23 protein-coding genes are annotated in these 20,682 nt (G+C 69.1%); 13 read left to right on the forward strand and 10 right to left on the reverse strand.

Annotation, left to right across the window (positions count from 1 at the left end):
- Positions 1 to 200 precede the first annotated feature (200 nt).
- Positions 201 to 1,343, forward strand: coding sequence for a sensor histidine kinase (locus tag RU09_RS09965; RefSeq protein ID WP_042540091.1), 1,143 nt, complete (start codon positions 201 to 203; stop codon positions 1,341 to 1,343).
- Between the two features lie 302 nt (positions 1,344 to 1,645).
- Here the strand turns inward: RU09_RS09965 and RU09_RS09970 are convergent, their stop codons facing one another.
- Positions 1,646 to 2,389 (reverse strand): GntR family transcriptional regulator, encoded by a 744-nt coding sequence (locus tag RU09_RS09970; protein WP_042540093.1) that lies wholly within the window; start codon positions 2,387 to 2,389, stop codon positions 1,646 to 1,648.
- A 170-nt stretch (positions 2,390 to 2,559) separates the two neighbouring features.
- Between RU09_RS09970 and RU09_RS09975 the strand changes: the two genes are divergently transcribed.
- The 6 genes from RU09_RS09975 (at position 2,560) to RU09_RS10000 (ending at position 9,202) form a co-directional block, all read left to right on the forward strand.
- A complete protein-coding gene (locus tag RU09_RS09975; protein ID WP_042540095.1) occupies positions 2,560 to 3,489 on the forward strand; it encodes a phosphate/phosphite/phosphonate ABC transporter substrate-binding protein in 930 nt (309 codons plus the stop codon).
- A gap of 137 nt (positions 3,490 to 3,626) precedes the next feature.
- The gene (gene phnC / locus RU09_RS09980; RefSeq protein WP_042540097.1) at positions 3,627 to 4,472 is read left to right on the forward strand and encodes a phosphonate ABC transporter ATP-binding protein; all 846 of its coding nucleotides are present in this window, start codon (positions 3,627 to 3,629) and stop codon (positions 4,470 to 4,472) included.
- Positions 4,469 to 6,211, forward strand: a complete 1,743-nt coding sequence (gene phnE / locus RU09_RS09985) for a phosphonate ABC transporter, permease protein PhnE (RefSeq protein WP_042540099.1) — start codon at positions 4,469 to 4,471, stop codon at positions 6,209 to 6,211. Before phnC ends, phnE begins: the two co-directional genes overlap by 4 nt.
- The gene (locus tag RU09_RS09990) at positions 6,208 to 7,377 is read left to right on the forward strand and encodes a TIGR03364 family FAD-dependent oxidoreductase (RefSeq protein ID WP_042540101.1); all 1,170 of its coding nucleotides are present in this window, start codon (positions 6,208 to 6,210) and stop codon (positions 7,375 to 7,377) included. The genes phnE and RU09_RS09990 overlap by 4 nt, the downstream gene beginning before the upstream one ends.
- Positions 7,374 to 8,099: a phosphonatase-like hydrolase gene (locus RU09_RS09995; protein ID WP_042540103.1), complete on the forward strand. Its 726-nt coding sequence runs from the start codon at positions 7,374 to 7,376 to the stop codon at positions 8,097 to 8,099. Before RU09_RS09990 ends, RU09_RS09995 begins: the two co-directional genes overlap by 4 nt.
- Positions 8,100 to 8,113: 14 nt before the next feature.
- Positions 8,114 to 9,202 carry an alcohol dehydrogenase catalytic domain-containing protein gene (locus tag RU09_RS10000; RefSeq protein ID WP_042540105.1) on the forward strand — a complete coding sequence of 363 codons (1,089 nt, stop codon included), beginning with the start codon at positions 8,114 to 8,116 and terminating at the stop codon, positions 9,200 to 9,202.
- A 47-nt stretch (positions 9,203 to 9,249) separates the two neighbouring features.
- Here RU09_RS10000 and RU09_RS10005 read toward each other — a convergent pair whose 3' ends face one another.
- Together RU09_RS10005 and RU09_RS10010 are read right to left on the reverse strand one after the other, a co-directional pair.
- Positions 9,250 to 9,780, reverse strand: a complete 531-nt coding sequence (locus RU09_RS10005; RefSeq protein WP_042540107.1) for a CinA family protein — start codon at positions 9,778 to 9,780, stop codon at positions 9,250 to 9,252.
- The gene (locus tag RU09_RS10010) at positions 9,777 to 10,298 is read right to left on the reverse strand and encodes an FHA domain-containing protein (protein WP_042540109.1); all 522 of its coding nucleotides are present in this window, start codon (positions 10,296 to 10,298) and stop codon (positions 9,777 to 9,779) included. Before RU09_RS10010 ends, RU09_RS10005 begins: the two co-directional genes overlap by 4 nt.
- Positions 10,299 to 10,446: 148 nt before the next feature.
- Here RU09_RS10010 and RU09_RS10015 point away from each other — a divergent pair, with 148 nt between their 5' ends.
- The 3 genes from RU09_RS10015 to RU09_RS10025 all read left to right on the forward strand — a co-directional run bounded on the left by RU09_RS10015 (position 10,447) and on the right by RU09_RS10025 (position 12,843).
- Positions 10,447 to 10,791, forward strand: coding sequence for a DUF7882 family protein (locus tag RU09_RS10015; protein WP_042540111.1), 345 nt, complete (start codon positions 10,447 to 10,449; stop codon positions 10,789 to 10,791).
- Between the two features lie 157 nt (positions 10,792 to 10,948).
- Positions 10,949 to 11,833, forward strand: coding sequence for an SDR family oxidoreductase (locus RU09_RS10020; RefSeq protein WP_042540113.1), 885 nt, complete (start codon positions 10,949 to 10,951; stop codon positions 11,831 to 11,833).
- 44 nt (positions 11,834 to 11,877) lie between these two features.
- The gene (locus RU09_RS10025) at positions 11,878 to 12,843 is read left to right on the forward strand and encodes an EamA family transporter (protein WP_082041084.1); all 966 of its coding nucleotides are present in this window, start codon (positions 11,878 to 11,880) and stop codon (positions 12,841 to 12,843) included.
- Positions 12,844 to 12,853: 10 nt separating this feature from the next.
- On the opposite strand, the gene RU09_RS10030 is transcribed toward RU09_RS10025, so the two are convergent.
- Positions 12,854 to 13,615, reverse strand: coding sequence for a YidC/Oxa1 family membrane protein insertase (locus tag RU09_RS10030; protein ID WP_042540115.1), 762 nt, complete (start codon positions 13,613 to 13,615; stop codon positions 12,854 to 12,856).
- 62 nt (positions 13,616 to 13,677) lie between these two features.
- Positions 13,678 to 13,950 carry a DUF6412 domain-containing protein gene (locus RU09_RS10035; protein WP_042540176.1) on the reverse strand — a complete coding sequence of 91 codons (273 nt, stop codon included), beginning with the start codon at positions 13,948 to 13,950 and terminating at the stop codon, positions 13,678 to 13,680.
- A 105-nt stretch (positions 13,951 to 14,055) separates the two neighbouring features.
- Between RU09_RS10035 and RU09_RS10040 the strand changes: the two genes are divergently transcribed.
- Positions 14,056 to 15,102 (forward strand): NAD(P)H-dependent flavin oxidoreductase, encoded by a 1,047-nt coding sequence (locus tag RU09_RS10040; RefSeq protein ID WP_042540117.1) that lies wholly within the window; start codon positions 14,056 to 14,058, stop codon positions 15,100 to 15,102.
- 1 nt (position 15,103) lies between these two features.
- On the opposite strand, the gene purU is transcribed toward RU09_RS10040, so the two are convergent.
- A complete protein-coding gene (gene purU, locus RU09_RS10045; RefSeq protein WP_042540119.1) occupies positions 15,104 to 15,955 on the reverse strand; it encodes a formyltetrahydrofolate deformylase in 852 nt (283 codons plus the stop codon).
- An 84-nt stretch (positions 15,956 to 16,039) separates the two neighbouring features.
- Between purU and RU09_RS10050 the strand changes: the two genes are divergently transcribed.
- Together RU09_RS10050 and RU09_RS10055 are read left to right on the forward strand one after the other, a co-directional pair.
- On the forward strand, positions 16,040 to 17,254 hold the full coding sequence (locus RU09_RS10050; protein ID WP_042540178.1) for a cation:proton antiporter: 1,215 nt from the start codon (positions 16,040 to 16,042) through the stop codon (positions 17,252 to 17,254).
- The gene (locus tag RU09_RS10055) at positions 17,251 to 17,709 is read left to right on the forward strand and encodes a hypothetical protein (RefSeq protein WP_042540121.1); all 459 of its coding nucleotides are present in this window, start codon (positions 17,251 to 17,253) and stop codon (positions 17,707 to 17,709) included. Before RU09_RS10050 ends, RU09_RS10055 begins: the two co-directional genes overlap by 4 nt.
- 37 nt (positions 17,710 to 17,746) lie before the next feature.
- On the opposite strand, the gene RU09_RS10060 is transcribed toward RU09_RS10055, so the two are convergent.
- The 4 genes from RU09_RS10060 to RU09_RS10075 form a co-directional block, all read right to left on the reverse strand.
- Positions 17,747 to 18,469 (reverse strand): glutamine amidotransferase-related protein, encoded by a 723-nt coding sequence (locus RU09_RS10060; RefSeq protein WP_042540180.1) that lies wholly within the window; start codon positions 18,467 to 18,469, stop codon positions 17,747 to 17,749.
- Positions 18,470 to 18,535: 66 nt separating this feature from the next.
- Positions 18,536 to 19,276 (reverse strand): LysR family transcriptional regulator substrate-binding protein, encoded by a 741-nt coding sequence (locus tag RU09_RS10065; RefSeq protein WP_042540123.1) that lies wholly within the window; start codon positions 19,274 to 19,276, stop codon positions 18,536 to 18,538.
- A 54-nt stretch (positions 19,277 to 19,330) separates the two neighbouring features.
- Positions 19,331 to 19,738: a DapH/DapD/GlmU-related protein gene (locus tag RU09_RS10070; protein WP_042540126.1), complete on the reverse strand. Its 408-nt coding sequence runs from the start codon at positions 19,736 to 19,738 to the stop codon at positions 19,331 to 19,333.
- A gap of 82 nt (positions 19,739 to 19,820) precedes the next feature.
- Complete coding sequence (locus RU09_RS10075; RefSeq protein ID WP_042540182.1) at positions 19,821 to 20,594, reverse strand: DNA-formamidopyrimidine glycosylase family protein; 774 nt, start codon at positions 20,592 to 20,594, stop codon at positions 19,821 to 19,823.
- Between the last annotated feature and the right edge of the window lie 88 nt (positions 20,595 to 20,682).

Genomic DNA, 20,682 nt, shown 5'->3' on the forward strand with positions numbered 1-20,682 from the left:
GCGGCGCGATGTCTTAGACCTTTGGCTATCGAGGTCTAGACGTGCGACAGATGTGGTGCGAGAAGATCACCGAGAAGATGAGTACATCGCTAGTCAAAAGTGCAATAAAGGAGGTGAATCTCTATGTCTTTCTGGAACCAGGTTGGACTCTTTTTCGGCTTCTACCGTTAATCTATATGGCGGAAAGGAGATACTGAAGTATGGCTTCAAGTCTTCCGGCGGGTGAACGCGCAGACGTCACTCGACTCGGAAAGGGCGAGAAGCTCAGCACGATCGAACGGATCGCCGTATTGGCGGTCGTCGGAACGATCGTCACCTTCGACATCGTCGGACTGTTCCTTCCTCCGGGATTGGATCCTCTGACGGCGGCACTCGGGATCGCATCCACCGCGGTCTTGGCCCTGTATCTCTGGTCGCCACTGATCGCGACATACGCCCTCGGCGTGGTGTTCGCACTCTCCTTCATCCCCGGCATCGAAGCCCAGGTGCTCACGACCGCCGCTTTCGCGGCAGGCCTGATCGTGCGTCTGGGATGGACCTCCTTGGTCCTGTCCTATGCCGGAGTTTTCCTCCTCGCATCCGCACTGGTCGTCACTGGCGACTCGAGGGATGCCTTCAATATCGCGATCTTCCTGGTCGGCGCCGCAGTATCCGGAGCCGTCGGCTTCGCACTTCGCATCGCGTTCGCCCGAGGGCGGACGCTCGAGGTGCAGCTGGCTGAGAAGGCCGAGCAGGAACGGCAGGCAGTACTCGCTGAGCGACGTTGGATCGCCGGCGAGTTGCACGACAGCATCGCGCACCACCTCACGGTGGTGGCGCTGCACGTGCAGATGCTCGACGACGATCGCACCAGCAGCGAATCGCAGGAGGCGATCCGCATCGCCGCACGCAAGGCGATGACCGATCTCCGCTTCGTGATCGACCTCGCAGACGACGGACCCCGGTCCGAGGGCATGCCCTCGGGTGATCTGGCGGCGTCCGTCGACGAAGCCCAGCAGGAGTTCGAATCCGCGGGTCATGCCGTGATCGTCGACGGCGACCCCTCTGACGAGCGCATCCCACGCGCGGCCGAGATCATCCTCGCGCGCATCTTGCGCGAGTCGGCCACCAACGTCCTCAAGTACGCAGGCGAGGGCGAAGTCCTGATCCGATTCGACATCGATGACGACTCCGCAAAGCTGACGGTGAGTAGCCCTCTCTCTGTCACGCCGCGTCGCGAGCTCTCGTCGAGCCGCACCGGCATCGGGCGGATGGCCGAACGTGTTCTCGGTGCCAGTGGTGAGTTCAGTGCCGGAGAAGCGGACGGACGCTGGGTCGTGACAGCTCTCCTGCCGATCGTCTGACCAAACCGGTATTCCGGCATCTTGGCGACGGAACGCGGTCAGAATCCTCGTCCAGCATTCCGATACGCTGGGGGAAAACCCGCGGAATTCCGGGGATGCACGCTCAAGGACTAGACGAAAGTCCAGGGTAGGTCTCGACTATAGACCGTGTTCCATGGTGTAGCCGGGAGCTTACATTGGGTATACCCCAGAAATAGCGCATCCCCAGCGCTGTGATCGCGAGCGCGATCTCTGGAATCTGATCCCCAGCGCGCTCGCGATCGGCTTCTTCCCTCGAGGAATCGAAACCGACCTGCTGGCTCCTAGCCGCCGACTGCACGCATGTAGTGCCCGTCTGTCGATATTCCCGACGCTGCGACGGTGAACCGCACCACCTCGCTGAGATAGCGGTCCTCCGATGCTTCGAAGATGCGTCCGCTCGCATCGCGGGAGATGCGGCTGAGCCGGAGGATCGGCGTTCCCTGCGGCACCCGCAGGAGCGCGGCATCCTGGTCATCGGCCGCCACCGCGTCGATCTGGTGCTCGAGGCCGACGATCGGGTGTCCGACTGACCCCAGGTATTCGGTGATCGAGATCTCGTCGGTGTCGACGTCGAACAGCCGGCGCCCGACGGCCTCGGTGTAGAAGAGGCGCTCGAGCATCGTCGGTCGCCCGTCGAGCAGTCGGAGTCGCACGACGCCGACGATCGTGTCATCGGGGGAGACCCCGAGAAGCTCGGCGCGGTCACCTGCCCGGCGAAGACTCAGCTCCTGCGTCTGGGCGCCGGGGGTCACGCCGAGATCGCGAGCCCAGCGGGTGAACGGCACCGACACGTCGACGGCCTGACTCGCCTTGCGGGAGACGACCCGAGCGGGGCGGCCTCTTCCGGTCTCGATCAGGCCCTCGCTGCGCAGCGCAGCCAGGGCGTTCCGGATGGGACCACGAGACGTGCGCCAGCGTTCGGCGAGCTCCGACTCGGTGGGCACGTCATCCCCGGGGCGCAGAGAGCCGGCCGCGATCTGGGCGCGCAGGTCGTCTGCGATCTGGGTGTATACAGCTTCGGCCACATAGGCATACTACTTGGTGACATCACAGGGAGGTCGAGCGTTCTGTCTGTGTTCATCCCAGGAAAGCCCGGGTGAACGAACCTTGAACTCTTGCAAGTTAGGTATATATCTCGGTCCGCGCCCTGTCAGAGTTGCTCGTGGATCACCCCCTCCCACTCTGAAAGGTCCTCATGAAGCTCCGCGCTTTCCCCGTACTCGCCGGCGCCGCGATCCTCGCGCTCGGCCTCGCCGCCTGTTCCGGCACCGCCGAGGCCACCGGCGCGTCCGATGCCGAGGCATCATCGACCGCGAGCGGCTTCGCAGTCGACGAGAACACGCTCGTCTTCGGCGTCGTGCCCGACTCGGTCGACACCGAGACGAACTACCAGCCGCTGATGGACTACATCGCCGAGATCACCGGCAAGTCGGTCGAGTACCACGAGTCGACCGACTACGCCGCGCTCATCGAGGCCGCTGTCGCCGGCAAGGTCGACGTCGCCTCCTTCTCGGGATTCACCTACGTCACCGCCACCAACAACGGTGCGAAGCTCACCCCGATCTCGTCGATCGTCACGGAGGAGGGCCAGGAGCCCGGCTACTTCTCACAGGCGATCGTCCCCGCTGACAGCGACATCTCGAGCATCGACGACTTCGCGGGCAAGAAGGTCTGCTTCGTCGACCCGTCGTCCACGTCCGGATACCTCTTCCCCTCGTACAACCTCATCGAGGCGGGCATCGACCCGAAGACCGACATCACTCCGGTCTTCGCGGGCAAGCACGACGTGAGCGTGCAGAAGGTCGGCGAGGGGGTCGAGTGCGAGGTCGGCTTCGCCGAGGACTCCGAGGTCGAGAAGTCGGATGCCGTCAAGGTCATCGACGAGACCATGGTGCCCGGTGCCCCGCTCGTCTACTCGTCGACGCTTCCCGACGACGTCGCCCAGAAGCTCATCGACGGCCTCTCGGAGATCACGATCGACGACATCATCGCCGCCGGCATCGACAGCGCCGACACCGACTCGTTCCGCAGCGTCTTCTTCGCCACGAAGCCGGTCGACGACGCGTACTACGACCTCATCCGCGACATCTGCAAGGAGACCGAAGCGGAGCAGTGCCAGGGCTGACACCCTGACATCCGCTTGGCTCCCGCTCGTCGAGCGGGAGGTCACGGCGAGCGAGACGAGACGCGCTGAGGTCGATGCGCTTCGTCTCGCTCGCCACCTCTACCGACGAGCTTCAGAGATTCACGAGGAGAACTGACATGAACACGGCATCCGATGCCCTCATCCGCCTGAACGGCGTGACGAAGACCTTCGGCACGACCACGGCGCTCAAGAACGCGTCGCTGCAGGTGTCTCGCGGCGAGATCGTCGTGCTGCTGGGCCTCTCGGGCTCGGGCAAGTCCACGCTCCTGCGCCACGTCGACGGGCTCGAGGTCCCGACCTCGGGCGACATCGAGGTGCTCGGTTCCCCGGTGCCGACTCTGAAGGGCAAGGCGCTCCGCCGCCTGCGCAGTCGGGTGGGATTCATCTTCCAGCAGTTCGAGCTCGTGCCCTCGCTCACCGTGCTCGAGAACGTGCTCACCGGATCGCTGTCGGAGGTCCGCGGACCGCGCCTCGGGCTCTGGGGCTATTCGAAGGCGGCGAAGCTGCGCGCCCTCGAACACCTCTACCGCGTCGGACTCCTCGATCGCGCCTATCAGCGCAGCGACACCCTCTCGGGCGGCCAGCAGCAGCGCGTCGCCATCGCCCGCGCCCTGATGCAGAAGCCCGACATCCTTCTCGCCGACGAGCCCGTCGCCTCGCTCGACCCCGAGTCGAGCGATCAGGTCATGGCTCTGATCCGCGAGATCGCCGCCGACGAGGGCCTCACCGTCGTCTGCAGCCTGCACCAGGTCGACCTCGCGATCTCGTGGGCTGACCGCATCGTCGGCCTGCGCCACGGTGAGATCGTGCTCGACACACCGACCGGCGACCTCACCAAGGCCGAGGTCATGGAGATCTACGGCCGCGTCGCCACGACCACGGCTGAGATCCGCGCCGTCCAGAACGAGCTCACCGAGATCGCGGTCGACATCGCCGACATCGACACGGCCCGGGTCTCATGACCGTGCTCTCGGACGCACCCTCGTCGTCCGCGGCCCCAGGGCACGCCACAGTCTCCGACCGCGCACCCCGACGCCCGCTCTCGGCCGAGCGCATCGCCGCCGGGCTCACCCTGGTGGCTCTCCTGGTGCTCGGCATCCTCGCGGTCGAAGAGGTCGGCATCTCGATCCCGGCGATGGTGCAGAGCTGGGGCAATGCCGAGAACTTCGTGGCCCGCGTCGGCGGACTCTCGTTCCCCGAGCCGGCCGACCTCGCATGGCTGATCGCCCTCACTGTGGGGCTCGTGCTCGTCGGCACGCTGCTCGCCGCCGTGCTCTCGGTGCCGATCGCCTACCTCGCAGCCTCGAACACGACCCCGGGCAACGGCTGGCGGGCCGCGGCCCGATTCGTGGGAGTGCTCACCCGCGCGCTGCCGGACGTCGTGCTCGCCATGGCGTTCGTGCTCATGTTCTCGCTCGGCACCCTCCCCGGTGTCCTCGCCATCGGCATCCACTCGATCGGCATGATCTCGAAGATGTTCGCCGACGCGATCGAGCAGATCGACGAGGGTCCCCGGCTTGCGATCCGCGCCGCCGGCGGATCGAAGATGCAGGAGTTCGCCTCGGGGATCCTTCCCCAGGTATTGCCGAGTTGGGTCGCGACGGTGCTGCATCGCAACGACATCAACCTGCGCGGCAGCGTCGTGCTCGGCTACGTGGGTGTGGCGGGCCTCGGGCTCGAGATGTCGTACGCGTTCAAGTCGCTGAACTACGGCAAAGGCCTGGGCATCGCGCTGGTCATCTTCATCCTGTGCATCGCGATGGAGATCGTCTCGAGCCTGGTGCGCGGGGCGATGCTCGGACAGCAGAGGCAGACCCGGTCGTGGATCGACCGCATCATCCACCCTCGACTGCGCGGCTCGTCGAGCGCGAGTTCCACGGGGACCGCACGACCTGCATGGGCGGCAAGCCCTCAGACCGCGGTGCGGCGACCGTGGACGGCAGAGCGCGTGCGCAACACGAGCGGCATCATCGTCGCCGTGCTCGTCGTGATCGGCAGCGTCGTCGTCAGCCAGATCAACTGGCTCGACTTCTTCACCTTCTGGGCCAAGCTCCCCGAGGTCGCCGCGAAGTTCTGGCCGCCGTCCTTCGGCAGCTACGAGGCGTCGGCGATGATCGCCGCCATGCGCGACACGATCGCGATCGCACTCGCAGCGACCGTGCTCACCCTGCTGCCTTCTCTGATCCTCGGCTCGCTCGCGGCCAGCAACGTCGCACCCGGCCCTGGCGCGCGCGGCGTCGCACGATTCCTGCTCGTCGGCATCCGCGGCATCCCCGAGCTGATCCTCGCGATCGTGCTCGTCGTGATCACCGGACTCGGTGCGCAGGCGGGAGTCATCGCGCTCGCCATCGGCGGCATCGGACTGCTCGGCAAACTGATCGCCGACTCCCTCGAGGAGGTCGACCGAGGCCCCGAGCGGGCGCTTCGCGCGGTCGGCGCCACTCGTCTGCAGACCTACACCTCGGCGACAGTGCCGCAGGGGATGCAGGCGCTCATCGGACACAGCTTCTACATGCTCGACACGAACATCCGTGCGGCGACGATCCTCGGCATCGTCGGCGGCGGCGGAGTCGGCTACTACCTGCTCAACGCCAGCCAGGGCTCGCGCTACGAGACGGTCACCGCGATCGTGCTGATGATCCTCGTCACGGTGCTCGTCGTCGAAGGACTCGCGATGTGGATGCGGAAGGTGTTCCGATGAACGGCACTCAGCACAGCGCGACTCAGCGCAAAGGCACTCAGCACAGCGCGGATCTCGTGGTCGTGGGTTCGGGGATCATCGGCCTCGGCGCGGCCTACGCCGCTGTTCGGCGGGGCCTCACGGTGATCGTCGTCGACAGGGCGGATGCCCCTGTCGGGGCGACGATCCGCAACTTCGGCCATCTCTGCATCGGCGCGCAGACCGGCGAGGCTCGCCGCTATGCCGACCTGTCTCGCGACCTGTGGCTGCGACTCGCTCATGACGCGGACTTCTGGCTGCGCGAATCCGGCACGCTGGTCGCCGCTCGTCACCCAGACGAGATCGCGGTGCTCGAGCAGGCGGCGGCCGAGGGCGGCATCCGGATGCTGGAGACGGACGAGCTGCTGCGTCTCGCGCCGCTCCGTGCCGAGGGGCTCGTCGGCGGGGCGCACGTCGAGCCCGACCTGCAGACCGATCCGCGCACCGCCGCGGCCGCGATCGTGCGACACCTCGCCGTGCAGGGAGTCGACTTCCGCTTCCGCACAGCGGTGACCTCGGTCGCCGGGCGACGCGTCGAGACGACGAGAGGCGCCATCACCGCCGGCGCGGTGGTCGTCGCGGTCAATCACGACGTCGACCAGCTGCTGCCCGAGGTGGCCGCACGCGCCGGTGTCGAGCGGTGCGCGCTCGACATGATGCGAGCGGCGGTGACGCTGCGGCATCCGCTCGCTGCCCCGCTGCTGACCGGCTGGTCGCTCGTGCGGTACGGACGCTTCGCCGACGGTGCGGCGGCCGGTGCCCTCCGTGAGCGCCTGCACTCCGAGCGCCCCGACCTCGCGGCACTCGACCTCAACCAGATGTACACGCAGCTGCCGGACGGCACGCTCATCATCGGCGACTCGCACACCACGTCGAGTGCGCCCGAGCCGTTCCAGCCGGAGGCGGCGTTCGCCGCGTTCCTCGCCGAGGCGGAGGCGCTGTTCGACATGCCCGCACCGCGGGTGCTCGAGCGCTGGCAGGGCGTCTACGCCAAGGCGCAGCACGAATTCCTCATCGACAGGGTCGAGGAGGGGGTGCTGGTGCTCGCCGCGACCACCGGCATCGGAATGACCACGGGTCTGGGGCTCGCCGAAGAGAATCTCACCGCCGCCTTCGGGCGGGCACCCGCAATGGAAGGAACCTCATGACCACGCACCTCTCCGCACCTCCGGCACTCGAACTCGTCGTGCTCGACATGGCAGGCACGACCGTGCTCGACGACGGCGTCGTCGAGACCGCGTTCCAGCGCGCCGCCGAGCGCACCGGAGTCGCAGATCGGATGCCGTGGGACGACGCCCTGGCCCATGTGCGCGCGACCATGGGCCAGTCGAAGATCGACGTCTTCACGCATCTCGCGGGCGGCGACAGGGCCGCAGCCGAACGGGCGACGGCGGAGTTCGAGGGTGCCTATGCCGAGATCGTGGCGGAACAGGGGGTCGCCGAGATCCCCGGAGCGGCGGATGCGATCCGGAGCCTGAAGGATGCGGGTCTGACCGTCGTGCTCACGACCGGGTTCGCTCCGGTCACCCGCGACGCGCTGATCGACGGTCTCGGATGGAACGGCCTCGTCGACCTGGCGCTCTCGCCCGTCGATGCCGGACGAGGTCGCCCTGCGCCCGACCTCGTGCTCACCGCGCTGATCCGCACGCAGACCTCGTCGGTCGCGTCGGTCGCCGTCGCGGGAGACACGGTCAGCGATGTCGAATCAGGGCGCCGCGCCGGTGCCGGCTTCGTCGCCGGCGTGCTCACGGGCGCCCACGACTCGAGTGCCCTCGAACTCGCCGGTGCCGACGCCGTGCTCGCGGACGTCACGCGTCTCCACAGCGCGCTGGCCGAGCGCGGGCTGCTTCCGCTCGTGCCCACCGCCTGAGTTGAGTGGCCCTCATGGGAACTCTGCTTGTCCGACCTCCCGGCCATCGCCGCGACGTCGCTCTGCGCCCCGCAGCCACAGCGATGGTGTGGATCGGTGAAGGCCACCCGCACGAAACCATCGCGGTGCCCGGTGTCGCTCTCGGCGAGAACGACGTGCTGGTCGCGGTCGAGATGTCGACCATCTGCGGGTCCGACGTGCACACCGTGCAGGGGCGGCGATCGGCTCCGGTGCCCCTGGTGCTCGGCCATGAGAGCGTCGGACGCGTGATCGCCATGGGCGATGCCGGGGCTGTCGCGGTCGACGGCACCCCGGTGCGCATCGGCGATCGTGTGGTCTGGTCGGTCACGATCTCGTGCGGCACCTGCGACCGGTGCACGCGGGGCCTGCCGCAGAAGTGCCGCACGCTGGGCAAATACGGCCATGATCGCATCGGCGTGCACGGCGATCTCAGCGGAGCCTTCGGCACGCACGTCCAGGTGCGAGCGGGCACCGCGATCGTGCGGGTGCCCGAGTCGCTGCCGGCCTCGGTGCTCGCGCCGGCATCGTGCGCGACCGCGACCGCCTGGGCCGCCGTGGCCAGGGCAGCGCGCGACCATGACCTCGAGGGCGCGGCCGTGCGCATCCACGGAGCCGGACTCGTCGGGCTCTCGGCTGCCGCGATCGCCGTGGAGCACGGCGCGACGGTCGAGGTGCTCGACCCCGCACCCGCACGGCTCGCGCTCGCCGCACGGTTCGGTGCCGGCCGGATCGATCGTGACCCGGACATCGTGATCGAGGCCTCGGGGCATGCCGTGTCAGACGCGGTCGCCGGCGTGGGCACCGGGGGCACGGTCGTGCTCGTCGGAAGCGTCTTCCCTGCCGAGCCTGTGCCGCTCGACGCCGAGAGCATCGTGCGTCGACTGGTGACCGTCACCGGGGTGCACAACTACACCGGAGCCGAGCTGGCCGAGGCCGTCGGATTCCTCGCCGGACGAGGACGCGCCTACCCGTTTGCGGATGCGGTCGGCGAGGTGCGGCAGCTCGCAGCCATCGACGAGGCGATAGCCGCGGCATCCGCTCCCGGTGCGCCGCTGCGCATCGGACTCGTGCCTGGGCGATGAACCTCAGCGGATCCGGCGGAGAGTGCACGGTGGAGAGCGCAGGGCTCTCAGTCGGCCGGCCCGTTCAGCTCAGTCGACGCCGCGCCTGATCGCCGAGGACCGGCAGGCCTGATGCCCTCGGCATGGAAGGCGAGCAGTCGGATCGCGGTGTCGACCGTCTCGTCGAGCACCTCGTGCGGATCGCCGGTGAGCGCCAGCATCCGATGGCCGACTCCGTCGTCGGTCGCCCACCCGATGAAGACGGTTCCGGGGTCGTGCCCACCCTCGGGCTCCGGGCCCCCGACGCCCGTGGTGGAGATGCAGGCGTCGGCGTCGAAGAGCCGTCGCGCGCTCTCGGCGAGTTGCTCGGCGCACTCGGCCGAGCACGGGTCGGTTCCCGGCGTGAGGCCGAGCAGGCTCTCTTTGACATCGGTGAGGTAGGCGACGATGCCGCCGGCGAACCAGTCGCCCGCGTCGTCGCCCGCGCCGATCGTGCTCGCCAGCCGCCCCGAGGTCAGAGACTCGACGACGCAGATGCGCAGCCCGCGCTCAGCGGCGACCTCGCTCAGACGATCCAGCGACGGCTGCTCCGCCGTCACTTCTCCTCAGCGGAGTCGGCGTGCGTCGGCGCGTCCGACTCGATGTTCGCCTCGTCGGAGTAGTCGGGCCGCGGGGGCTGCAGCGGCTGGTCGGAGTACTCGCCGCCGAGGCGTCCGCCGAAGGGACGACCATGGTCGGCGAACTCGTCGCGTGCGTAGACGAGCTCCCACTCTCCGACAGTGAAGCGCGCGCCCGTGCGCAGTGTCTGCGACCGGTCGCCCGGGTGCGTGGCGGTGGCGTCGGGGTTGCTGTTCATCTCGCCCTCGCCGTGCAGCTCGAGCACGTACTCGTCGCGGTCGTCGTGCGTGATCGTCGCGTGCACGGGGTCGGCGCCCTCGAGCCGCAGCTCGTTGTCGGCGGCCGAGCCGATGCGCACCACGTCGACCTCGAGGGCGAACTCCGTGCGCTCGCCGTCGCGGGTCACCCGCAGGCGGGGGTTGCCTTCGCCGAACTCGGCGTGAGTGGTCGTGGGGGTGTAGCCCTCGTCGGAACGGTCGTCGATGTGTCGTGCGTTCATGGTGGGTCTCCTCGCGGTCTCTCACAGGATATGCGGGGGAGGAAGCCGAGCGCAGGGGGTTGACTTCGGCGGGGTTTCATCGATGCAGCCGGGCGGGGGATTCCCATAAACTGCATGGCGAAGACCCGGACACCTGAGGAGGAGCGGAATGGGCAAATTCATCTACGAGGGCAGCGTGAAGACCGAGATCGAGGATCGTGCCCTCACTCATCTGCAGCTCGTGATGACCGCCAAGCTGCGCCGCGCGGAGCCCTTCCCCTTCAGCTGGCGTGAAGACGCCAGCGTCGGAGGCGGCCGCACGACCGTGTGGGTTCAGCCGGGCAGCTCGCTCGTCTTCAAGTACTTCGGCAGCCGGCAGCCGTCGGTCAACCGGGCCTGGATCGAGGCGCTCGCCTTCACGGCCAACGCTCCGAGCGGTCTGTACCTGGTTCCCGAGCCGCAGGAGGCCTCCGTCGCCACGGGCGACGACGAGCCGTCCGCTCCAGCGGCCTGAGCGCGTCGAGGAACCCGCTCCGCCTCCGCGCCCCGGCCCTGGATCGTGGTGCCGATTGTCAACCCCCTGCCGAGGGCGTCGAGAGGCCACGAGGCTCGGTTGACGCCCGACTCGCGCCACGAACGGCGGTCGCGAGTCGCGAGGAAGAGGAGACACCATGGCCGACAGCACGCCAGACCCCCGCAGCCAGCATCGCCAGGAGGAGTTCCCGGGGCAGCAGCAGGACCAGCCGGGGCTGACCGATCAGATGCGGCCGGTTCCCGACCACGGTGAGCAGTCATATGCCGGTCACGCGCGGCTCGAGGGCCGTCGAGCCCTGATCACCGGCGGCGACTCCGGAATCGGTCGGGCCGTCGCCATCGCTTTCGCCCGGGAGGGCGCGGACGTGGCGATCGTGCATATGCCGGAGGAGCAGTCGGATGCCGACGGCACGATCGAGCTCATCCGCGCCGAAGGGAGGCAGGGTCTCAGCCTCGCCGGGGATCTGCGGGACGAGGCCTTCGCGACGGAGGTGGTCTCCGAGACGAGGAGCGGCCTCGGCGGGCTGGACATCCTGGTGCTCAACGCCGCCTACCAGCACGACATCGACGGCTTCGAGAATCTCGAGACCGACAAGCTGCGCCGGGTGTTCGAGACGAACCTGTTCGGACTGCTGTACTCGGCCAGGGCCGCGTATCCGCATCTGGAGCCGGGGGCGAGCATCATCGTGACGGCGTCCGTGCAGGCGTTCGAGCCCTCGCCCAACCTCATCGACTACGCGATGACGAAGGCGGCACAGGTCGCATTCGTCAAGGCGCTCGCCGAAGAGGCGGGAGAACGAGGCATCCGCGTGAACGCGGTCGCCCCCGGACCCATCTGGACGCCGCTCATCCCGGCCACCGGATGGAGCGATGAGCGGGTGAAGACCTTCGGCTCCGACACGCCTCTCGGCCGGGCGGGACAGCCGGCCGAGCTCGCCGGCGCATACGTCTACCTCGCCTCGGCGGAGTCGTCGTACACGTCCGGCGCGGTGCTCGCCGTCACCGGCGGCAAGCACCTCTGATCGCCCGCGTTCGCCGCAGCCTCCCTGCGCCGTAGGCTGGCGGGGTGAAGCAGTCCGCGTCGTCCCGCCCGCTCGTGGGCGTCGCACTGGTCGTCTGCTCCTGCCTGTCGTTGCCGTTCGGGGCCGCTGTCGCGGCACAGCTGTTCCCGGTGCTCGGCCCGTGGGGCGTGACCTCTCTGCGCGTCGCGATCGCGGCGCTGCTGCTGGTGGTCATCGTGCGCCCGCGGCCGGTGCGCTGGACGAGAGTGCAGTGGCTGGCTGCCGTGCTGTTCGGAGTCTCGCTGGCGGCGATGAACGGCTTCTTCTACGCGGCCATCGACCGGATCCCGCTCGGCCCCGCCGTCGCGATCGAGTTCCTCGGGCCGCTGGTGCTGGCGGCTGCGCTGACCCGACGCCTCGCCGATGCCGCCTGGGTGGGCGTCGCGCTGCTCGGCATGGTGCTGCTCGGCGTCGACGGACTGATCGGCGCCGACTCGCTCGACCCTCTCGGTGTCGTCTTCATCCTGATCGCCGCGGCCTTCTGGGCCATGTACATCCGCATGAGCGCCCGAGTCGGCGCCGTCATCCCCGGCACGAGCGGGCTCGCGGTCGGGCTCGTCGTGGCGGCGGTGCTGCTGATCCCGGTCGGAGTGCCGGCGGCCGTCACCGTCTCGGGCGACATGCAGCTGCTGCTGCTCGCCGCGGTCACGGCCGTGCTGTCGTCGGTGATCCCGTACAGCTTCGAGCTCGCGGCGCTCCGTCGCCTGCCGCAGCGTGTGTTCGGAGTTCTGCTGAGCCTCGAACCCGCGTTCGCGACACTCGCAGGGTGGCTGATCCTCGGCCAGTCCGCCACCCCGCTGAGGATGCTCGCGATCGCCCTCGTCGTCGCAGCGAGCGTCGGCACGACGCTCGGCGTGCGGCGACAGCGCCGCCGCGCCGACGCCGCCGCACGAGACGACACCGGCGCGGACGATGAGGACCGCGGCGACGAGACCGGGCCGTTCACGGCGCCGATCCCGCTGCCGGAGTGAGTGCCGAACGTCAGACGGTGACCCCGGCCGGCACGGGCAGGGGATAGCGACGCCGCAGCAGCATGCGCTGCACCAGAGTCCAGACGACGGTGACCGTGAGGTAGAGCGCGGCCGCCAACGGCACGAACACGGCGAACACTGCTGTCAGGTAGTGCAGAGCACTCGTCACTCTCTGCATCGCCGGCGAGTTCAGCGGCGAATCATCGTCGACCGGCGCCGGCCGGAAGACCCGCCGCGTGATCTCGGCCACCGCGATCATCACGGCGATCAGGGCGCCGAACACCAGCAGCGTCTCGGGTGTCGCCGTGCCGCCGAAGACGGCCGAGACGAGGCTCGTTCCCAGCGGCGCACCGAACAGGTCGTGCGTGAGCAGGTCGTTGGCGTGCCCCGCGATGTCGGGGCGGATGAACAGCGTGTACAGGATGCCGACGACCGGTGCCTGCGCGAGAACAGGCAGCATGCCGGCGAACGGAGACGTGTTCTCGGAGCGATAGAGCTCGAGCATCTCCTTCTGCAGGCGTTCGGGGTTCTTCTTGTGCCGGCGCTGCAGCTCGCGCAGCCGGGGCGCGAGGCGCGCCCTGGTCTGCTCGGCCTTGGCCTGCGAGACACCCACGGGAATCAGCAGGGCGCGGACGAGAAGCGTCACGAGCACCACGGCGAGGGCTGCGGCGGATGCTCCGGCGAGTGGCTCGAGCAGTGAGGAGAGCCCGGCGAGGGCGCCGTACGCCGCATCGAGCAGAAAGGTCAGGGGTGGGAAGGCGAAGATGTCCATGGAAGTCCGTTCGTGTGTCGGGAAGGGTCGGCGAAAGCCGCGCAGTCCCGTGCGAGGACGGACTACGCGGGAACGGCGACTCCCGGCGCACGAGGGCGCGGGTGACCGGCGGCATCAGGATCGCTCTGCGCGAGCAGCGTCGAGACGTCGATCGCCCGCAGCGGATGCGGAGCGGTGCTCGGCGAGGGCGGTGCCAGGCTCAGAGCGACGGCGATCGTGAGCGTCGTCAGGGCGATCAGCGCGATCGCGACACCGAGGGCTGCGGCATCGGGCACCGCGACGATCCCGAGCGCGGCCGCGACGAAGCCGAGCATCTGCCCGAACCACTCGCTCATGTGCGCCTCTCTGATCCCTCCCGCCGAGACTATCACCGGCATCCGAGCAGGGGATCGGTGATCCGCGCTCGCCTCCGGGCAGGAGAGCGGAGATAGCCTCGATGTATGACTGATCTGCGTGCGCTGCTCGGCATCGAACACCCCGTCCTGCTCGGTCCGTTCGGCGGGCTCTCGTCCGTCGCGCTCGCCGCGGCCGTCAGCGAGGCGGGCGGACTCGGCGGCTACGGGCTGTACGGCTACGACGGCGACCGCATCCGCTCGACCGTCGCGTCGCTGCGGGAGGCGACCTCGCGCCCGTTCGCCGTGAACATCTGGCTGCCGACGGGCGACGAGGTCGCGCCGAATCCGCAGCACACCGTGTTCGCGCAGGCGCTGCAGTCGTTCTACGACGCGGTCGGCCTCGAAGTGCCGGCACGACCCGAGCGGTACGTGCCCCCGCTCGACGAGCAGCTCGACGCGATCTGGGAGTCGGCGCCGCCCGTGCTCAGCACGGTGTTCGGCATCCCCTCCGGCGACCTCATCGAACAGGCGCATCGCCGAGGCATCCGCGTGGTGGCGACAGCGACGACGGTTGGCGAAGCCGCAGCCCTCGCCGACGCCGGGGTCGACGCCGTCATCGCGACCGGCTTCGAGGCCGGAGGTCATCGCGTGTCGTTCCTGCGACCGCCCGAGGAGTCGCTCGTCGGCACCTTCTCGCTCGTGCCGCAGGTCGTGGATGCCGTCGATGTGCCGGTGATCGCGGCCGGCGGCATCGCCGATCGGCGCGGTGTCGCGGCCGCTTTCGCGCTCGGTGCATCGGCCGTGCAGGTCGGCACGGCCTTCCTCGCGACAGCCGAGTCTGCCGCGAACCAGGCGCATCGTGACGCCATCCGCGTGACACCCGCCGACGGCACCGTTCTCACACGGGCGATGAGCGGACGCCTCGCCCGCGGTGCTCGCAACCGCGCGGTGCGGGCGATCGAAGCGAGCGGCACCATCGCCCCGTTCCCGATGCAGAACTGGCTCACAGGGCGATTCCGGGCTGCGGCAGGCGAGCAGAACCTCGGCGAGCTGCAGTCCCTCTGGATGGGGCAGGGCGCGCCGCTCGCCCGCTATCCCACTGCGGCGGAGGCCTTCGCCGAGCTGGCCGCCGGGGTGCCGCAGAAGCCCTGACTCAGAGGATGACGGTCGAGCGGCCGTGCACGATCACACGGTCCTCGGCATGCCACTGCACGGCGCGCGCGAGCACGAGGCGCTCGACATCGGCGCCGCGGCGCTGCAGCTCGGCCGCGGACTCCGAGTGCGTGACCCGCGTGACGTCCTGCTCGATGATCGGCCCCTCGTCGAGGTCGGCCGTCGCGTAGTGCGCGGTGGCCCCGATCAGCTTGACGCCGCGATCCTTCGCCCTGGCATACGGGTTGGCCCCGATGAAGGCGGGCAGGAACGAGTGGTGGATGTTGATGACGGGGGCACCGAGACCCGTGATGAAGTCATCGCTCAGGATCTGCATGTAGCGGGCGAGGACGACGAGATCGACGTTGCCTCGGAGCATCTCGAGCTGGCGCTGCTCCATCGCCTGCTTGTCGCCCGAGGGGATGTGCACGAACGGCACTCCGAACGAGCGCACCGACTCGGCGAGGTCGGGGTGGTTCGAGACGACCATCGTCACGTCGATGTCGAGCTGTCCGCGTTGCGTGCGCCACAGCAGCTCCATCAGGCAGTGATCGTACTTCGACACGAAGATCGCGACGCGCTTGCGGCGGGCGGTGTCGTGCAGTGACCACTCCATGCCGAAGCGCTCGGCGATCGGGGCGAGGTCGGCCTCGAGCGCGGTGCGCGCGGCCGAGAGACCGGGGAGGTGGATCACGGTGCGCTGGAAGAACCGACCACCCTCTGAGTCGGTGGAGTGCTGATCGAGGGAGATGATGTTCGCTCCGTGGGCGGAGAGCACGCCGGCGACGGCGGCGACGATGCCGGGCTGATCGTCGCAGGCGATCAGCAGGCGGGCGGTGTCGGGCTGAGACATGGGGGCTCCTCGGGGGTGTGCATCGATTCTGCCGTGGATGCGACCACCGGGCGAATCGTCGCCGCGGGTCGCTACTCTGGGAGCGTGGACGCGGGCGATCTCGGACTGGTGCTGATCCCGCTGCTCGCGGTGGCAGCGCCGCTGCTCGCGCGCGGCATCCGACCCGTCATCCGAGTGCCGATCATCGTGTTCGAGCTCGTGCTCGGGATTCTGGCGGGGCCCGCCGTGCTCGGCTGGGTCGAGCCGACGCCCATCCTCGAGAAGCTCAGCGATTTCGGGCTCGCGATGCTCTTCTTCATGGCCGGATCCGAGATCGATTTCCGTGCCGTCTCCGGGCGCCCGCTCGTGCGGGCCTCGATCGGCTGGAGCATCAGCGTCGTGCTCGGGATCGCGATCGGCTTCTTCCTCGCACCCGGCGAGGGGATGGTCGTGATCGCCATCGCGCTCAGCTCCACCGCACTCGGCACCCTGATGCCGATCCTGAGGGATGCAGGGGAGACGGACACTCCGTTCGGTCGCGCGGTCACCGTGATCGGCGCCGTGGGAGAGTTCCTGCCGTTGATCGCGATCTCGCTCTTCCTCAGCACCCGCACCACGCCGCTCGCCACCGCCGTGCTGCTCGCCTTCGTGGCTCTGGCGGGGCTCGCCGTGTGGATGGCCCGGCGGATGCAGCATGGGCGCCTGCATGCCTTCGTGCGCGCCACGCTGCACACCTCCGATCAGTTCGGCGTGCGCTTCGTGCTGCTGCTCATCGCGGCGCTGGTCGGTCTCAGCGTCATGCTCGACCTCGACATGCTGCTCGGCGCCTTCGTCGCGGGAGCCGTGTGGCGCATCATCATGGCGCGCGCGCCCGAGAAGGACGCAGCGGCGATGGAGACGAAACTCGAGGCCATCGCGTTCGGGCTCTTCGTGCCGATCTTCTTCCTCTACACCGGCGTGAACTTCGACCTCCAGGCGCTCACCGGCTCGTCCTCGGCGATGCTGATGCTGCCCCTCTTCCTCGTGGCGCTGCTCGTGCTCCGGGGCACCACTGCACAGCTCTCCGCCCCACTCGGCGCGAGCGTCAGAGACCGCACGGCGCTCGGGCTGCTGGCCGCCACAGGGCTGCCCATCATCGTCGCCGTGACGGCCATCGGGGCGGACCACAAGATGATCGACACAGGCACGGCCGCAGCACTCGTCGGCGCGGGGATGCTGTCGGTGCTGCTCTTCCCGCTGTTCGGCATGCTGATCCGCGGCGACGCGGCGCGACTGGTCGATCCCGAGCTGGTTCGCGCGCGACCCCAGGGGGAGCTGTGACCACGGCATCCGCGCTGATAGCCGACGCCGTGCGTGCGCTCTCGGGCCTGCCGCAGGAGGGACTCGGCGAGGAGCGGGAATCCCGGTGGCGCGGACGCCGCATCGTTCGCGTGGGCGCGGCCTGGCACATCGGAGTGCTGCTGTTGACCGAGACGCAGGCCCTGGCGACCGCCGAGGTGCTGCGCGCTGCCGACCCCGGCCGCCGCGGCTATACGGCCGAGTCCGCGCGAGAGCGCGCCGAGCGTCGCGCGCTGGCTCTGCGGGGCGGATTCGACCAGGGCGACGTCGTGCACGTCGGGTGGTCGGTGATCGACCTCGACGCCGTGGATGCGGGTGGGGCATCGGGGCCGCTCGCGATGATCGACGCCGCGCCGTCGGTGCGGTGGAGCACTGCCGGCGGGTGGATGCCGCTCGAGGCATACCTTCGTGAGCGGGTGGAGCTGCTGCGCGGCTGAGCCCTGCTCGCCTGCTCGCCTGCTCGCCCGCTCGGAGTCAGGCTGCGGCGAACGTCTGCGCGAAACGGCGCAGCAGGGCGGCGCCCTCGGTGACCGACGCTGCGAGCACCTGCCCCTGCACCTCGTCGAACTCGTCGGGGTCGAAGTACCCGGTGGTGCGGTAGAACGTCATCCGGTCGGCGAAGTCCCTCGGGGTCGGCTCAGGGTGGAACTGCGCCGTGTAGAGGTGAGTCCCGACGCGATACGCCTGCACCGGGCAGGTGTCGTTCGTGGCGAGAAGGACCGCACCCTGCGGCAGAGCAGCGGCGCTCTCCTTATGGGCGGTGAAGACGGTGAGGGCGGGCGAGCTCGGGCCGAACACCGGATCCGCAGCGCCGGCCTCGGTCGTCTCGATCACGGTGGCGCTGGCCGATTCGGGAGTGGCCACCGTGATCTCGCCGCCGAGCATCCGCGTCACCACACCGATGCTGAAGCAGGTGAAGAACGCCGCGATCCGGCCGTCGATGGCCCGCCGGGCGATGCGCTCGAGATCTGCTTCGACACGCAGCTGCACTGCAGACTTCTCGGCGTCGCTCACGTTGAAGGGAGAGCCGCCGACCACGACGCCGTCGTATCGCGCGAGGCGCGCAGGGTCGAGGGGCTCGGCGAGCAGGTCGAGGCGGTCGACGACGTCGACGCCGAGCGCCCGTCGGAACGAGGCGTGCTCGGCATCCGCCGCCCCGAGCTCGGGGCGCACACAGACGTAAAGAAGCGAGACCACCACGAGAGTCTAACGACGACCGGAGGGGGTCGCCGTCATCGCTGTCATCGGGACGTCATGCTCGCATCACCGTGACGAGTTGGAGGTGCGACCCCGCACGATCCCGATGAACGTCTCGACGTCAGGGGTGGTGTGGTCGCGGCGCCAGACCAGGGCGACCGTCGACGTCGGGCCGTCGACAAGGAGTCGATGGCGGACATCCTTGCGGTGGTGCACGCGTGCGAGAGACATGGGCAGGATCACGATCCCGGTTCCGGCGGCAGCGGTCGGGATGGCTTCTGCGACGGTCAGCGGCGCGAACGTCGGGGCGAGGGCACCCGGGATGTCGATCGGACCCAGTGGATCGTCAGTGGGGACCATCACGATCTCACCTGCGAGGTCGGCGATGGTCAGTTCGTCGGCCGCGAGCAGGTGCGAATCGATCGAGGCGACCACGACCGGCACCTCGTCGTACAGCGTGATGACGTGCAGGGTCTCGTCGGTCAGCGGCAGACGCACCAGCGCGGCGTCGAGGTCGTCGAGCGCCGCGCGCTGATCGGCGACCTCCACCGGCACGAGTTCAAGTGGCACGTGCGGCATCCGCTGCTTCCAGGCGTCGATCCACTTGCCTGGTGTGGCGCCGGGCACGACTCCGAGTCGGAACGTGCGCGGCTCCTCGGACTCGCGTTCCGGCGCATCGAACACGACCTTGGCGGTCTTCTTCGGCGGCTTGGGCGGCGGGAACCGCTGCGCCGGTGCCGCCCTGTTGCGTCGCACGGGCGAGCCTTTGCCGGCACGTCCTGCCGGTCGTCGTCCCTGAGTCGCCATGTGCTCCAGGGTACCCGGCGCACGCGGCGAGACGGTCTGGGGTCGCGGCCGTGATCAGGCCGCGAGCCACAGCCCCTTCGGGTCGGTGGCGACCGTCAGGCCGGCGGCGACCGTCTCGTCGTCGCCGATGCGCGCGCCGCGGACGATGCGAGCACCTGCTCCGACTTCGGTGCGGACCCCGATGTGCGCGCCGTCTCCGACGGCAGCGCCCTGGCCGATGTGTGCGTGAGCGTCGACGTGCGCACCCTCGCCGATCACGGCATCCGGTTCGATCCACGCGCCGCGGGCGATGGTCGCCCCCGCGCCGATACGCGCGCCGGGTTCGATGTAGGCGCCCGCTTCAACATGCGCCTTCGGATGGACCTTCGCGCCATGCGCGACGAGACCGCGACCGTTGGCGTGCTTGCGATACCGCAGCGTCGCGCCCTGGTCGTTCTCGATGTCGACGTAGTTCTTGCCCACGATTCCTCCCCGTGTTCCGGAGTGCTCCGGATATATCAATAACCACGGGTGTGCCGGATTCATTCCCGAGCATGGATGCGGGTCATCGCTGACACACGGGACACCAGAAGGTGATGCGTTCACGGGTCGGATCCGCGCCCAGTTCGCCGCGCTTGATGAGCGTTCCGCAGCGACGGCATGGCTTGCCGGCACGGCCGTATACCCACGTTCCCTGACCGGGTCGATCGACTCCGGTGAAGGTCCGGTGACGACGATCGCGGTTCACTCGGATCGTACGCACACCGAGGTCGAGCAGCGCGGGCACGTCGACCTCCGGGGCGGGCGTGGTCGGCAGGATCCCGCGCAGGAACAGGAGTTCGGCGGCGTACTCGTTGCCGAACCCCGCGACGTTGCGCTGGTCGAGAAGGGCGACGTGGATGCTGCGGGAGTCGGCGCTCACGCGTCTGGCGGCCTCGACGGCATCCCAGTCGGGGCCGAGGGGATCGGGCCCGAGGTATCCCACGAGCTCGTCCTCTTCGCGCGTCGGCACCACCTCGATCTCGGCCAGGTCGATGCCCACCGCCTCGCGCTGCGCGGTGCCGACGATCGCGCGCGCCTTGAACGCCGGATGCCGCCACTTCTCGCCTGTGCGGTAGACCAGCCAGGCCCCGTCCATGCGCAGATGGGAATGCAGTGTGCTGTCGCCGATGCGCAGCAGCAGGTGCTTGCCGCGAGCGATCGAGGAGAGGATCGGCTGACCCGTCAGATCGAGAGTCGCGAAGCGCGGGACGCGCAGGTCGAAGCGCGCCACCTCGGCGCCGACCAAGGCCTCGTCGAGACGTTTCGCCGTGCGGAAGACGGTATCGCCCTCGGGCATCAGACGTGCCCTGAACCGGCGGGCGGCGGAAGCGGCGCGGAGACGCTGCCCGGCGCGGGCGGCGCGGGCGGCGCGGGCGGTGCGGGCT

This window comes from Microbacterium sp. MEJ108Y (assembly GCF_000834175.1).
GTDB lineage: Bacteria > Actinomycetota > Actinomycetes > Actinomycetales > Microbacteriaceae > Microbacterium > Microbacterium forte.

Bases quoted from the DNA above. Each gene is read 5' to 3' on its own strand.
- RU09_RS09965 (WP_042540091.1), top strand. From the start codon at position 201: ATGGCTTCAAGTCTTCCGGCGGGTGAACGCGCAGACGTCACTCGACTC.
- RU09_RS09975 (WP_042540095.1), top strand. From the start codon at position 2,560: ATGAAGCTCCGCGCTTTCCCCGTACTCGCCGGCGCCGCGATCCTCGCG.
- phnC (WP_042540097.1), top strand. From the start codon at position 3,627: ATGAACACGGCATCCGATGCCCTCATCCGCCTGAACGGCGTGACGAAG.
- phnE (WP_042540099.1), top strand. From the start codon at position 4,469: ATGACCGTGCTCTCGGACGCACCCTCGTCGTCCGCGGCCCCAGGGCAC.
- RU09_RS09990 (WP_042540101.1), top strand. From the start codon at position 6,208: ATGAACGGCACTCAGCACAGCGCGACTCAGCGCAAAGGCACTCAGCAC.
- RU09_RS09995 (WP_042540103.1), top strand. From the start codon at position 7,374: ATGACCACGCACCTCTCCGCACCTCCGGCACTCGAACTCGTCGTGCTC.
- RU09_RS10000 (WP_042540105.1), top strand. From the start codon at position 8,114: ATGGGAACTCTGCTTGTCCGACCTCCCGGCCATCGCCGCGACGTCGCT.
- RU09_RS10010 (WP_042540109.1), bottom strand. From the start codon at position 10,298: ATGAACGCACGACACATCGACGACCGTTCCGACGAGGGCTACACCCCC.
- RU09_RS10015 (WP_042540111.1), top strand. From the start codon at position 10,447: ATGGGCAAATTCATCTACGAGGGCAGCGTGAAGACCGAGATCGAGGAT.
- RU09_RS10020 (WP_042540113.1), top strand. From the start codon at position 10,949: ATGGCCGACAGCACGCCAGACCCCCGCAGCCAGCATCGCCAGGAGGAG.
- RU09_RS10030 (WP_042540115.1), bottom strand. From the start codon at position 13,615: ATGGACATCTTCGCCTTCCCACCCCTGACCTTTCTGCTCGATGCGGCG.
- RU09_RS10035 (WP_042540176.1), bottom strand. From the start codon at position 13,950: ATGAGCGAGTGGTTCGGGCAGATGCTCGGCTTCGTCGCGGCCGCGCTC.
- RU09_RS10040 (WP_042540117.1), top strand. From the start codon at position 14,056: ATGACTGATCTGCGTGCGCTGCTCGGCATCGAACACCCCGTCCTGCTC.
- purU (WP_042540119.1), bottom strand. From the start codon at position 15,955: ATGTCTCAGCCCGACACCGCCCGCCTGCTGATCGCCTGCGACGATCAG.
- RU09_RS10065 (WP_042540123.1), bottom strand. From the start codon at position 19,276: ATGGCGACTCAGGGACGACGACCGGCAGGACGTGCCGGCAAAGGCTCG.
- RU09_RS10075 (WP_042540182.1), bottom strand. From the start codon at position 20,594: ATGCCCGAGGGCGATACCGTCTTCCGCACGGCGAAACGTCTCGACGAG.